At 45.8% G+C, this 14,605-nt stretch carries 8 protein-coding genes; 1 reads left to right on the forward strand and 7 read right to left on the reverse strand.

Annotated elements, in window-relative coordinates:
• Positions 1-99 precede the first annotated feature (99 nt).
• The 5 genes from JBF11_RS04195 to argS are packed head-to-tail and all read right to left on the reverse strand — an operon-like array spanning position 100 to position 10,952.
• Positions 100-3,645 carry a PEP/pyruvate-binding domain-containing protein gene (locus JBF11_RS04195; protein WP_334316128.1) on the reverse strand — a complete coding sequence of 1,182 codons (3,546 nt, stop codon included), beginning with the start codon at positions 3,643-3,645 and terminating at the stop codon, positions 100-102.
• Positions 3,646-3,687: 42 nt separating this feature from the next.
• On the reverse strand, positions 3,688-7,431 hold the full coding sequence (locus JBF11_RS04200) for a pyruvate carboxylase (RefSeq protein WP_334316129.1): 3,744 nt from the start codon (positions 7,429-7,431) through the stop codon (positions 3,688-3,690).
• 3 nt (positions 7,432-7,434) lie between these two features.
• Positions 7,435-8,466: a biotin--[acetyl-CoA-carboxylase] ligase gene (locus tag JBF11_RS04205; protein WP_334316130.1), complete on the reverse strand. Its 1,032-nt coding sequence runs from the start codon at positions 8,464-8,466 to the stop codon at positions 7,435-7,437.
• Positions 8,466-9,293 carry an SPOR domain-containing protein gene (locus JBF11_RS04210; RefSeq protein WP_334316131.1) on the reverse strand — a complete coding sequence of 276 codons (828 nt, stop codon included), beginning with the start codon at positions 9,291-9,293 and terminating at the stop codon, positions 8,466-8,468. Before JBF11_RS04210 ends, JBF11_RS04205 begins: the two co-directional genes overlap by 1 nt.
• 12 nt (positions 9,294-9,305) lie before the next feature.
• Positions 9,306-10,952 (reverse strand): arginine--tRNA ligase, encoded by a 1,647-nt coding sequence (gene argS / locus JBF11_RS04215; protein WP_334316132.1) that lies wholly within the window; start codon positions 10,950-10,952, stop codon positions 9,306-9,308.
• A gap of 109 nt (positions 10,953-11,061) precedes the next feature.
• Between argS and JBF11_RS04220 the strand changes: the two genes are divergently transcribed.
• Positions 11,062-11,793, forward strand: coding sequence for a purine nucleoside phosphorylase YfiH/LACC1 family protein (locus JBF11_RS04220; protein WP_334316133.1), 732 nt, complete (start codon positions 11,062-11,064; stop codon positions 11,791-11,793).
• A gap of 155 nt (positions 11,794-11,948) precedes the next feature.
• On the opposite strand, the gene JBF11_RS04225 is transcribed toward JBF11_RS04220, so the two are convergent.
• Both JBF11_RS04225 and nadB read right to left on the reverse strand, forming a co-directional pair.
• On the reverse strand, positions 11,949-12,785 hold the full coding sequence (locus tag JBF11_RS04225) for a split-Soret cytochrome c (protein WP_334316134.1): 837 nt from the start codon (positions 12,783-12,785) through the stop codon (positions 11,949-11,951).
• A 231-nt stretch (positions 12,786-13,016) separates the two neighbouring features.
• Positions 13,017-14,597 carry an L-aspartate oxidase gene (nadB, locus tag JBF11_RS04230; RefSeq protein ID WP_334316135.1) on the reverse strand — a complete coding sequence of 527 codons (1,581 nt, stop codon included), beginning with the start codon at positions 14,595-14,597 and terminating at the stop codon, positions 13,017-13,019.
• Between the last annotated feature and the right edge of the window lie 8 nt (positions 14,598-14,605).

Here is a 14,605-nt window from a genome sequence, read left to right on the forward strand (position 1 = left end):
GTAAAACGGATATGAAATGATAGCATATCGCTTTAAATAAATATGAAAAAAGGAGGTCAAGCCTCCTTTTTTGTTTATATCATAATTGATTTTTGGAAATTAATGAGAATTGCGGTATGCGTCCAAGGCCTTTGCCTGTTCCTCGAAGTTTGCAAAACCGGCTTGGTGCAAAGCATCTTCGACAGTTGCAGCCCAATCCCAAGCGGCATAAATGGCAGGCTTATGGAAAACTGCGCGGAAGTTTTCCATATCGGCTCTTGCGTCAGTTTCCTGTGCAGTACCGATAACTTTACGCAAGTTTTCCTGCAATCTTGTCATTTCACCGTTATACCAATCATGCAATTCAGCCCCATTGACATATTTTTTCAAAATATGTTCGTAACCGTGTTCTTTCATCAAGTTCACAAAGTTGCTGTAATGTTGGGCGGAAAGCCATTCGCCGAGTTTTGAAGTCGGAATGTTTTCAGATTCGATTTTTGCGATGTCCAATTTGGTTTGGTAATACGTATCAGGAACGACGGAAGCGGAAGTGATGCCTGCAATAGCGACAAGACCGCGCAAAATCACACTGTTAGAAACACCTTGTCCGCAGAAACCGATTTTCTTTGCAAATTTTTGACCTGTAAAAATAGCGGTAAGCAATGCCCACACGACAGCCGGATCTTCTTCGTCGTAAATATGGGAAAGGCTCGCATTATCACGGTCAGTGCCGAGCACCATTTGTGTCATATCGTTTGAACCGATGGAAAATCCGTCAAATTCCTGAATGAATTGCTTTGACAATATGGCGTTTGCCGGAATTTCCGCCATTTGGATAACTTTCAAGCCGTCCTGCCCGCTCACCAGCTTATGCACGTTTTCAAGATATGAGCGCATTGCACGCGCTTCTTCAAGGGTGCGGACAAACGGCAGCATGATTTGCAGGTTCTTGCCGCCGTAAACACCGCGGGCAAGCTTGAACGCTTCAAGTTCCCAGTCGTGAATATTACGGGAAACCCCGCGGTATCCCAACATCGGGTTGTCTTCGTTCTGCTCGAAAAGGCAGCCGCCGAGCAGGTTATAATACTCATTGGATTTAAAGTCAGTGGTGCGGTAAATAATATCCTTGCCGTAAAAAGCCATGGCAAAAAGGGCGAGGCTTTGCGCAAGGGTTTGAATATAATGCTCCTTGCCGGTTTTATAACCGCGGCTCGTGATAATATCACGAATTTTTGTCGGAATTGCTTGCAATTCTTCCATTTCTTTGCTCATACCGCATTTTAAGCCTACTTCACGGCGAAGTTCCGTAATGCGTTTCAACGCTGAAAGAATTTGCTCATCTTCCTTCACTTTTTCATATTGGGCTTGAATTTGCGCGTCAATACGAAGCATTTCGGAAAGTTTTTCTTCAGAAGAACCGGTAAAAGCGTTCAGTTCTTCTTCGTAGCCAAAAATAATCCTGATATGTTCGGAAAGGTTTGAGGAAGTGCGGAGCGTATCTTGATAACGCAAAGCATTTTCAAAATATTCATCAAGCTTATGTTCCAATTCGCGAATTTTTCTTTGTTGAGCGAGAACTTCTTCCGTTCCCTGCGGTTCATAGTTAACCGCCGCCTCAATTTCTTGCGCGAGCCCTGTCACACGTCCCACATGATCCCGCATTTTCAAATCAAGAGTCACAAGACCGCTTGAAAGTTGTTCCTGCATGACTTTCGTAAGCGAATTTTCCAACGTTGCGAGCTGACCTGAGACCAAATCTTCCAAAGAACCGTTATCATACGCTTCCAACGCTTTCGGGTGCACGGCAACGTTTCCGAGCATAAATTCCGCACGCAAAAGACCGACTTCAAAATCCTCGACAGTGCGCAAACGGGAAAGGAAAAGCGCTTGGGTCACGTCAGCCAAAACAAGTCCGACATGGGTTTTGGTTTTCGGAAGTTTGGTAAGGTCCATTTCCCCGCCAATTTCATGAAGAGGAAGAAGACCGCGGTAAACACGCCCGCGGGTGCCGTCAACGGTAACTTCCTGACCGTCCAGAGCGCGCAGGGTTTCATTTCTTTGAATGCCGATAACAGCGGCAATGCCAAGTTCACGGGAAGTAATGGCAGCGTGGCTCGTATCCCCGCCGACGTCAGCCAATATAGCGGAAGCGACACGCATGCCGGGCACCATATCCGGGTCGGTTCTTTCCGCAGCCAAAATATCGCCTTTGCCGACCTTGTTGAGTTCAAGGGCGGAGCGCAGAAAACGCACGGTACCTTGCCCTGCTCCGCGGGAAGCGCCATTTCCTTCCAAAATGACTTCCGCCTTTTCCGCCGCCTTTTCATCAACTTCCAAACGGCGCATGAAAATAGTATGAGGGTGAAGTTCCAGTTCTTCATTCCAACGGGTTTCAGGACGCGCCTGCACAAACCAAAGTTCTTCGTTTGCGTCAAAGCAGAACTCCGTATCCATAATCATACTGCCGTAAGCTTTGCTGATAATGCGCACGGCTTTTGCGATATCTTCCGCCTGAGTGATGGACAATGCCCATTTGTTGACATCATTCTTATCAACGTCGATTTCTTTTGTGCCGCCCTTGGCGCCATAAATGATCTTCTTTGTTTTGCTGCCAAGATTGCGCACGACAACTTCAGCGCCGTCGTCACGCTGGAAAACATAATATTTATCAGGTGTCACCATGCCGCCAACAACAGCTTCACCAAGACCGTAGCTTGCGTCAATACTTACAAGGTCGTTGCGGACTGTTCCGCGGCAGCCGGAAGAAGTGTCGGCTGCAAAAGCGGTACCGGAAACAACGGGATTGATCATGCGCATGATACAAACAGACAAAGAAGTTTGTTCGATAGCCCATTCTTTTTTAGCTTGTACGGCAAGTTCTTCATTGCCCGTCGCTTCCGCCTGGGTGATACCGTCACGAATGGCTTCACGGCGATAGGTCATGGAGCGGAGATTATAAGCGGACGCGCAGTCCCAATGATACGCCTGCACCACTTTATCTTCACCGACAATATTCAAATAGGTGTCCTGCAAGCCTGCAAAAGCTTTTTTGCGGGAGTCTTCACCGGCTGCGGAAGAACGCACGGCAACAGGCACATCTTCCGCTCCCGCTTCCTTGCAAATGGCTTTATAGGCTTCACGCACAGCCGTATCGACTTCCTGAGGCAAGTCAACCGATAAAATGGCGGACTGCACCAAAACGGAACGTTTGCGGAGCTGGTCGATAACTTCCTGTGAAGTCGCAAACCCTTCAACAACGTTATTTACGAAAGTACGCAAACGGATTTTCGTTGCACTCGGTTCTTTTGCGTCGGCTTTTTTAATTTCTTTTCCGAGGTTACGCACCAATTTCTGCAAGAAATCAGAGTCACGATTAATTTCAGGGTCATTCCAGTCAATACGCGTATACTCTCTTTCAACGAGGGAACGAACAAGAGCTGCGTTAACAGTTGTTTCATCCAACACCTTATGGAAGTTGATAGATGAAATCGCACGGAATTGAGGACTGCGAACACCTTTAATCTCGTGAATTTTTGCAGTGTTGAAGTTTTTACCGCCAACGATGATTTCGGCGCTTTCGCCAATAGCCATAATGTCGGCACCGGTAAGAACTAATTTTTCTCTTAATGCTTCAATGCTTGAAGTTTCAGTATTTTTTTTACTCATTTGTTCCTCCGAGAAATGCGTACATTAACTCGTTTTTATGTATTACTTTGTTTCATTGTTGGAAATAAACGCAGCTTTGTGCGATGCGGAAATTTGCGTGCCGCAGTACGGACAGAAATTCGCATCGGTATATGCCAAAGGCTTGCCGCATTCCTTATTTTGACAAGTAAGCGGCATGCTGTCGATTTCCATAATAAGTTCACCTTCATGCACAGGAGTCATTTTGCGTGAAACTTTATAATCAGCGGTTTTATAAACCTTTGTAACAATACCGTTACGAGGCGATAAAACTGCTTTTTCTTGCTTCATGATGGAGATATTGAAAAGTTCCTGACCTTTTTTGACAATATCGCCGACTTTTACATAGGTTACCCATAAATCACCGTTTGAAGGAGCGCCGATTTGGTTCTTGTCGTTAGGATCCGCCATAAGAATATCAGTAGAAACAGAACCCGTCGGATTGGCGACTTGCACTTCATGGGTCATAAACTGGGAATCATAAGCATATCTCACTTCCACAATTCCTTTGTCGGAAACGGGGCTGATATGATAAATGGTTATGCTGTGCGGTTTGCCGCCTTCATCAATAAATTGCAGTTCCCTGCCGGTTTCAAGCCCTTCAAACCAAACATCAAGAGGCAAAGCGTTCGGATCGCCGAAATCCTGCTTGAATTGAATATTTTTAATAGAATCACCGGGGTGATTCATATACATGACAAGCTCTTCGCTTGTCGGCTTGCGTTTCAGTATCTTTTCGCAGGCATTTTCCTCGGCCTCAAAATTAATAGGTTCCAAATGGTCCAAGGGGCTGTCTTCCGTTCTTTCGCGAACGGCATTTTTCCAATTATCCCCGAAAACGCTTTCATAAACCCAATCAGCAGGGAAACCTAAAGGCAGTCTGCCGAATTTTCCGAGCAGCAAATTACGGAAAGCGTCATTGCAGTCACGATAGAGAATAAGCCTATCCTTTTTCATCGCTTCGGATAAATCTTCTTCTTTTGTGTTCACCACGGTTTCCAAAATGTTAAGAAGCCTGTTCACTTCTTCCATTTCCCCGCGTTTCCAAGCGCCGGTAACCGCTAAGAACGCCGTATTCCACGTAATTTGCGAACCGGGTGTCACATCGTGATATTTGACGATTTTGCGTATCCCCGCAAGAAAACGGAGCATGTAAGGAAGCAAATGAATATATCCTTGCTTCATCGCCCCTTCCTGGGAAGAGGAAGTCGCTCCGCCCGGCATGCCGTGGGAAACGACATCATGGTCGATACCTTGGAAATACGGAGAACAATACCTGTCATAATACGGCATGATTTGCTTCAGCACAAAATTCGCGTCGCGGATCATATCTTTATTCAAATAGTTTCCAATGCCAAATTCTTCTTCCAAATACGCGGCTGTCGAGAGCACTTCGCCTTGTCCGTAGCTGCGTACGCCAGCCCCGAGGGCGACATCCAAAATCTGCACCCCGGCTTTTGCGGCTTCCGCCAGAGCCGGCGTGAACAAACCGTCCGTAAAATGCCTGTGATAATGCAAAACAAGCTGAGGCCAACGCTTACGAAGCGCGGTGACAAGTTCACGCACAAACAGCGGCGAACAGTTGCCCGCCATATCTTTCAAACCCAAAATAACGGATTTTGCCGCTTGTTCTTCACTCACGCCGAGAATACCGGCAACCATCGCCAAAGTGTTTTTCGTCACGTCAAGGTAATGTTCGACGTCAAAACCGCGATTGGGCGTTATGGAAAGAGCCGGTTCGAAAATAATGTCCTTACGGCTTAAAATAACTTCCGCAAGCGGTTTCATGTTTCTGATATCGTTCAAGAAATCAAAGCAGCGGATGACATGGTAATCGTCACAAATCATTTCGCACGTGCGCTGCATAAGGTTTCTCGGCTGCGGAGAGTAACCGAGCACGTTTGTCGAACGCACCAAAATCTGCTTCATGGTCTTCGGCGCAAAACTGTTCCATGCCTTAGCTTCACTGAACGGATAGGTCATATTTGCCATCATGTTGACATGGAAGTGGGCACCACCGCCATTTTCCAAAGAAAAGAACTGGCAATTATCCAAATAAGGACCGACAAGCTTATCCTCGGCTAAGCGAAATCTGTTGCTGCTGTTGGATTGGGTTTGGTCACGGCACGTAGTGTCCGTAAAATGGATTTTGTCGGAATCACGCACAAAGTCCAAAACAGCCTGTCTGTCCCCTACCGGATATACGGTGGGTGTTTTGCGGACTTCCCTGTCGATATGAGGCAAAACCGGTTCAAAATGAGGCATACGGGGAGTTTCCGCAGTGCGGTATTTTCCGCGCTGAACATGGGGATTATAACCTTTGGCGGATATTTCGGCGACCAAACGGCTCAAGCGTTCGGCTTCCGGATATAAATCTTGGTAATTCAATAATTCCGGGGTATTTTCAATAAAGGTCGTGTCAAAATTCGCTTTAAGAAAACGTTGGTTTCTAAGCACATGACGGAAAAACGGAATAGTCGTTTTCACGCCGCGGACACTGTATTCCTCCAAAGCGCGGGTCATGACGCTGCAAACTTTATCCCATCCGAGCCCGTAGGCGATAAGCAAAGATCCGGCTGAATCATAGTTTGAAGGAAAATCATAACCGGCTGAAAGGTTGGAGTCGATACGAACCCCCGGACCGCCGGGAGAAATATACCGTGTAATGCGTCCGGAGTTAGGGGAGAAGCCGTTTTTAGGGTCTTCGCAGTTAATGCGGACCTGCATTGCCGTATGGTACCCGTAGGTGTCTTCGTCATTAAAAGCCAAAGGCACGCCGAATGCCATTGCAATTTGCGTTTCAACAAGGTCGAAACCGTAACGGCTTTCGGTAATGCCGTGTTCAACCTGCAAGCGGGTATTGACTTCGATAAGATAAGGGGTTCCGTCGCTTGTCACAAGAAATTCAACTGTGCAGAGGGAATAATAATTGACGGCTTTTGCCAAGCGGATGGAATATTCTTTCAGTCTTGCGCGAAGTTCGGGAGTAATTCCTATCCACGGGGAAGGAGTGATTTCAATCAATTTTTGGTGATTGCGCTGTACGGAGCAGTCACGTTCGTCACAGGCGAAAACATTGCCGTATTTATCCGCAATAACCTGAATTTCTATATGGCGGACATTTTCCAAATATTTTTCAACAAATAAGCGGGGGTTTCCGAAAGAAGCCTCAGCCATGGCGGAAGCTTTCGCAAAAGCGTCTTCGAGGGTGTTTTCATCACGGATAACAAAAATGCCCCGACCGCCGCCGCCGCCTTCAGCCTTAAGCATCGCAGGCATGCCCATTTCGCGGATAAGGGCTTTTGCTTCTTCAACGGTGACAGAGCCCTCGGAACCCGGAACAACCGGAATGCCTAATTTCTTGGCGATGTTGCGGGCTTCGACCTTATTGCCCAGCATACGCATGGCATCGGCGTCCGCACCGATAAAAACAATGCCCGCTTCGCGGCATTTGCGCGGAAACGTATCATCTTCCGATGCAAAGCCCCAGCCCGGGTGAATGGCGACAACACCGCGCTTTTTTGCTTTGCTGATAATTAAATCCAAGTCCAGATAGGAAGTGGGGTCAGCCCCCAAAAGCATGAGTTCTTGGGCAGAAGCGACAGCAGGAGAAGTTTTGTCAACATCGGTCGCGGTCATAATTGCCGTGGCATGGAAACGTTCACGGATGGAACGGCAAATACGGCGGGCGGGAATGCCTCGGTTTGCAACAAGAATAGGTTTTCCTTTCAATTCGTTCAATAACTCATCCATAGTCTTTGGAGTCATAATCTACCCTTTGAATTTGGTGATGGATCCACCAACAATACGAATTAAACCATGTTCAGAAGAAAGCAATAATTCTCCCTCCTGACCTAGACCAATTATTTTCCCCGCAATATCCCCAAAACAAAACGCGTCCTTGCCCAAAGCGTCTTTAATCAGAACCGTTTCACCTGAAAACGCCAAATATTTTTTATAAAGAGCATTCCATGTACCGGGATTGCAGGATGATACTCTTTCCTCATAACACAATTTTATTTGTTTCACAAGAGCAAAACAAAAGCCTAAAATTGCCGTAAAATTATCATTTTCATCTTTTATTTCGCCATATTGAAGCAAATCTGCACATTTTTCCCCCGAACTTTTCAAAAGAGAATTATCCGCATACGCAAAAAAACGTTTTTGATTGCTTTCATTTTGAAAATGTTTTAATTTTCCTGCCGAAATAAAAAAATCTTCCCGCAAGCTTTCATCGCAGGGAGCGGAAAAAAGATTGATTCCCATGCCTGCGACAAGACAATCGTTCCTTTGTTCCAATAAAATCCCGCCTATCTTTTCATAACCGTTTTCCGATTTTTGCACCAAATCGTTAGGCCATTTCAGCGCAATATCAAAACCCAATTTTTCCAAAGCGTACGCGGCAAGTCCTCCGAAAGCGGGTGCCGCCGCCTCCGTGTTGAAGGGATAGGTTTCAGGCAAAACAAGCGCCGTATACAAATTATTCCGCAAAGACTCCCATTTTCTGCGCAGCTGCCCCCTGCCGTTTGTCTGATTCTTGCAAATAATCGTTGTGAATGCATTCATTTCCTTTTGCAAAGAAAGCTCATGCGCCTTATCAAGAGTGCTTGTTACGGTATCAAAAAGATAAAAATCAGCATTAAATCCGACCGTATCATGCCTACCGGCACCGTCCGCGGAAGAAAAAACAAAAAAATCCCCTTGCCGCCCGGCGCATTTTTCAGAAAAAAAAGCACTATGCTTTTGAGCGAACAAAGGCTCTACAAAACATAATGCTTTTCCGGTATTTTTTCTATTTCTCATTATTTTGCTTCAACTTTACTTTCAATAATGGAATCTCTCACACCGAATTTTTTAAAACGTTCCTGACTTTCTTTCAAACGCTCTTCTGTTCCAATAAGAAGAACATGAATAAAATACCAGTTTCCTTTCGTATCTTTTTTTACATTTTTCCGTGTTCTGAATCCGTCCGTTTCCAATTTCAAACGTAATTCATCAGCCTGGGCTTCACTGCGAAAAGCCGCAACACGGATGTCATAATCAAATTTCTTATTGATATTCGCAAGAGCTTCAGCCTTTTTATCCGCTTCTTTTTTAGCTTGCTCCTGAGCCCTTATTTTTTCTTCGGCAGCTTTTTTTACGGATTCTTCTTCCGCCCGGATTTCCTCAGCCGTCTTTTTTTCTGGTTCTGTTTTTAAAGCTGTCATGAACTGCAATTCTTCTTTTGGCAGAACCGGTGCTGATTTTTCTTTTTGGATATTCGCCGCCAACGGCACGGGTTCTTCTTTTTGAACCGCCGGGGTCATTCCTTTTCCGATGATAAGCCCGAACAAAAACGCAAAACCGACAGACGTCAAAATCGTAACAAACGCGGTGACACAGGCGGAAGTGCTTAATGTGATTCCTTGTTTCGCCACGGTATTTTCTTCTTGAAAACGCTCTTCTTCCGGCTCATCCTGCCCGTATGCGTATTCACGCGGTTTTGTTTTTAAAAAACCGTCTTCCATTTCTTCAGTCTGCGTGCTTTCCTGTTCTTCACGTTCTTTTGAAACAAGAAGCTTTTTCACGCTTTCCAAAAACGGATTATATTTTTTTTCCCGGGGGACATGCCGATAATTGGGACGAGCCACAACGCTCTCCTTTTACATGGTTTCAGGCGCTTCAACACCTAATAAATTCAATCCGTTGCGAAGAACGGTTCCGACAACGCGAAGCAATGCCAAACGTGCTTTAATCAATTTTTCATCACCGCTTAAAACCGGCACATTTGCATAATAACTATGAAATTTTCCTGCCAACTCCATAAGATAAAAACTAATGATATGCACAGCTTTGGCTTTGGCGGCGTCAAGCACGGCATCCTCAAAATGCAAAGCGGAACGGATGAGGGCTGTATCGGCGCTGTCCGTCAATTCCCTGATAATATCCAAACTTGTTTCATCGGACAATGAATAGCCGTTTTCAGCACCGCGGCGCAGCAACGTTTTAATACGGGCATGGGCGTACTGCACATAATAAACAGGATTTTCAAGATTGCGCTGTTTTACCAAATCCAAATCAAAATCAAGCGGTTGGTCGCTTTTTCTTGAAAGGAACATAAAACGGGCGGCATCGACACCCACTTCATCCAACACTTCACGCAGGGTGATAAATTCTCCGGAGCGGGTCGACATTGCGACAGGCTCGCCGGCACGAAGCAAATTCACCAACTGGATAAGAATGACAAAAAAATCTTCTTTCGGATTTCTGCCGACCGTTTCGACAGCGGCGGCGACACGAGGCACATACCCATGGTGGTCAGCCCCCCAAACATCGACAAGTTCCTCGAAACCGCGGTTGAATTTATCGGCATGATAGGCGATATCGGAAGCGAAATATGTCAGAAACCCGTCACTTTTACGCAAAACACGGTCTTTGTCGTCACCGAAAAGGGTTGATTTGAACCACAAAGCATTGTCTTTTTCATAAACATAACCGCGTTCTTTCAAATCATTGAGCGTTTTTTCGACAGTTCCGTCATGAACGAGGCTCGCCTCGGAAAACCAAACTTGATGTTCCACCCTAAAATCATGCAAATCTTGTTTAATGCCGTTTAAAATACTGTTCATCGCATATTCGTAGCAACGGTTTTCAGCATCTTCATACGTAGGAAGTTTAGGATCTTTCTCAAGCATTTCTTTGGCGATGTCAATAATGTATTCGCCTTTATAATAATCTTCCGGATAAGTCACCGGCATTTTGCAAAGGTCTTTCATTCTGAGCCAAACGGACAGCCCGAGCAAACGCATTTGCAGACCTGCGTCATTGATATAATATTCCGTGCTCACGTCGTAGCCTGCAAAACGCAAAATCCTCGCCATGCTGTCGCCCACGGCAGCCCCGCGTCCATGCCCGATATGCAAAGGCCCTGTCGGGTTTGCGGAAACATATTCAACATTGACCTTTCGTTTGTTTCCGTAAGCAAGCGAGCCGAATTTTTCTTTCAGCCGTTCCATGCGAAGAACCTGTTCATGCCAAAAACTTTGTTTGAACGTCACATTGATGAAACCGGGACCGGCAATATCCACTTTTTCAATAAGGCTGTGTTTTTCTAATTCGGCACAAATTTCTTCTGCTATGGCGCGCGGTGCTTTTTGGCAAATTTTTGCAAGGGTCATAGCGATATTTGTAGCCAAATCACCATGCTTCGCATCTTTTGGAAGTTCGATAACAGCTTTCTCGGGCCATTCCCAAGATTTTTTCCGAACAATAGTTTCCAATGCCTCTTTTAAAACGTGCATATCTTGCATAACAGAACCTTTTCTATTGAATTCATTCATAAAATTTGTTAGTGATAAATTATATAAAAAATACTCTTATTTAGCAAATGAAATTTTTGCTTATTTTTATGGGATAACTATGCTTGATAATCTGATTTTTTTTAAATTTTGCGGCATAAGAAACGTGCATTGCCTTTTTCAAGGCAAAAATCTTGATCCCCGAAAAAGCTTGGGCAGTATCGCTTTCAACCGAGGAGAAGATAATGCCGCCATACGGCAGAACAGAAAATTTTTATTTGAAAAACTTGCCATGCCCGTTTTGGAAGTCCGCCAAATCCATTCCAATATCATGCATTTTTCTCCTGAGCCGACAGCTTTTTTTGAAGAAGCAAACATCGAGGGCGACGGCATTGCGACAAATCAAAAAAAGCATGCCCTTCTGATAAAAACAGCCGACTGCCAGCCTATCTTGTTCGCTCATAACAAAGGCGGGCATGTCATGGCGCTTCATGTCGGCTGGCGCGGCAACAGAAATGATTTCATTCTGGAAGCTGTTTCAAAATTTTGTGAAAAATACAGACTTAACGCAAAGGATTTACTGGCGGTCCGCGGTCCGAGCCTGGGTCCGAAAGAAGCGCAATTCGTCAATTTCGATACCGAATGGGGCGCCACCTATGCCGCATGGTTCAATATTCAGGAACAAACCCTTGACTTATGGGAGCTGACACGCCACCAACTCAGACAGGCGGGACTTTTGCAGGAAAACATCCATGGTCTTGATTTTTGTACAAAAACAATGCACAAGCAATATTTTTCCCACAGACAGGACAACCAAACAGGACGTCAGGCAAGCCTTATTTGGTTTGAATGATTTTTTATAACAAAAAATTTTCAAAAAAAAAAAAAAAAAATAAATGAAAATTTAAAAAAAGCCCGACCAGCAACTTCGGAAACCTTGCCCGAAAACAAAAAAATAAGCCCGCTTTGAACGCAGGCTTATTTTTTATCGGCTCATACCATTATATTTTATGGATGGTCTTTAAACATATTGCCGGTTGCTTCTGTTCCGCTGTGGCAAGGCGCGCAATCCATGACACCCTTTGCCCAGTTGGTTTCCTGTCCCTTGGTTTGGTGGCAGCTGCCGCAGTATTCAACAGAATCCTGCACCGCAAAAGTGGTCTTGAAATCTTTTCCGAGTTCGATTTTCTTATTGAAAATTTCAACAGCCTTATACACGACATCGGCGGTCAAACGTCCGCAGCGTTCGTTTCTTTTCTTGTCTGTCGCTTCAATCTTGTTTTCATAGCACCATTTTGAAACGGAAATATGGCAAAGAACGGAACCGGAAATATTAGCCGGAATAGCACCCTTTACACCTTGTGCGTTATCTTTTGGATCATAAATCGGCAAATTCGTCGTTTCATACCAGCGGTACAATTCATTCACCATAGGTGTGCGCTCATCTCTTCCCCAAAAAAGAGCATAAGCGGCGGCAGCACCGTATAATGCGCCGCAAATCGTGCCCCAGTCTGAAATACCGCCCTTATTCGCTTCAAGCATCGCAAATGGGAATTGATTGTAAGGTGCGCCGAATTTTTCCCCCAACACCCCGATAATGCCGTAAAACACGCCGTATCCGCAGGCATAGCCTTTATACCAATATCCTTGGTACGCCGCTTCCGCGCATTCGGCAGGGTCGAGTTTATGCGGGGTCCACCCAAACTCGCCGTTCACTTGTTGGAATCGGGTTGCAGGTGTTGCAGCGTGAACCAATTTGGTGCCGCCGTCCACGATTGAAGTTACCGCCCCGCCGGCGACCAATGCTCCAAAACCTAATAAGCAATCACGTCTACTGATACCCATATAAACGCCTCCAAAGAAAATTTTCACAAGGTAAAAAAAATACCTAATTATGATTTTTCAATATCCCTTTCACAAGCAAAAGTCAAGATACTATGAACATTTTTTTGCATACTCCTTAAACTTGCTCCTGCCCCGCTGTAATCATTGCAATATTTATTATTTATTTCACAATAAACGGAACAAAAAAGGACGGCGCCGCCGTCCTCATAAAAATACAAAACGCGGCGAAAATCATTCGGCCCTGTGATGGCAGCCCAAGCTGTTCTTATTCCTAAGAGCCGCCTGCGTGATAAGATACGCCGTATTGCAGCCGTGAAACAAACGGACAAGAGCGGGAGAAAGAGGCGTGTGTCTATAAAAATCGTGCAAATGGCTCGACAGGTCACGAAGTTCCCCGAACGCCCTGCGCAAACGGCTTTCCGTCCGCATGATGCCTACATAGTTCCACATGATATGGCGTATGCTCGCCCAATCCTGGGCGATGAGAGCAGGGTCGTCATTATGCTCGTTTCCGGTATTTTCCCAGTCGGTAATGGAAGCGAAAACCCGTTCATCGATACAATCGCGCCTGGTGAGGTTTTCGGCTATATCCTTGCCTGCGCTGTATCCCCAAAGCAGCGCTTCAAGCAAAGATGTGCTTGCAAGCCTGTTCGCCCCATGAATGCCCGTGCAGCTGCATTCTCCGACAGCATAAAGATTTCCAAGCGTCGTCCTGCCATTCAAATCGACTAAAATTCCTCCGCAAAAATAATGGGCGGCAGGAACAACAGGAATAAAATCCTTACGCATGTCAACGCCGATATTCATGCAGCTTTGGAACACTGTCGGAAAACGTTTTGTCACATCACATTTTATGCGGGTCGCGTCTAAAAAAACATGCTGGGAACCTGTCATGAGCATTTCCGTAGCAATGGCTTGAGAAACAATATCCCGCGGAGCAAGACTTTTGCGTTCATCATATTTTTGCATAAATTCCTTGCCCTCAAGGTCGACAAGCACCCCGCCCTCCCCGCGGACGGCTTCCGTGATTAACGGATGTTTTTTGCTTTTATGATACAACGCAGTGGGGTGAAACTGCACAAATTCCATATTGGCAAGCCGAACCCCTGCGCGCTGCGCCATGGAAATTCCGGAACCGACAGCCCAGTCGCTGTTGGTCGAATGAAGAAAAACGTTCCCCACCCCGCCGGTAGCCAAAATGGTGAACGTGGCCAAATGCTGGTCGACCTGTTCCGTATCCTCATTATACGCATAAACACCGACACATTGGTTTTGCAGCTGATAGCGATACATGTCCAAATGGGAATGGTGATCGGTCGTGATAAGGTCGACAGCCGAACATTTATAACGGACATTGATATTCCGGTGTTCCAAAATCGCTTTGTGTATCGCTTCAATAATGGAGCGCCCCGTATAGTCGGCGCAATGCAGTATGCGGGGAGCGGAATGCCCGCCCTCCAAGGTTAAATCCCAATCCGCGACAGTTCCGCTGCGGACATTGAAAGGCACATGCAGACGGTCTATCAGAATTTCCTGCACGGCGTCACCGCCATGGTCCGCAAGAAAACGCACCGCTTTGACAAAATTATAATTATGCCCCGCATTGAGCATATCTTTTTCCAAGGCATAAAATTCTTCCGGATTGTCATGCACATAAACGATACCGCCCTGCGCAAGTTCCGAGTTGCCGCCGTCCAAGGTTTCAGTCGGGCAAATCATGCTGACTTGAACGCCTTTATCTGCCAAAGTCAATGCAGCGGCACACGCACCTAAGCCGCTTCCGACAACTAAAACATCCGAACGGTAATACATACTTTATA

This window comes from Taurinivorans muris (assembly GCF_025232395.1).
Taxonomy (GTDB): domain Bacteria; phylum Desulfobacterota; class Desulfovibrionia; order Desulfovibrionales; family Desulfovibrionaceae; genus Taurinivorans; species Taurinivorans muris.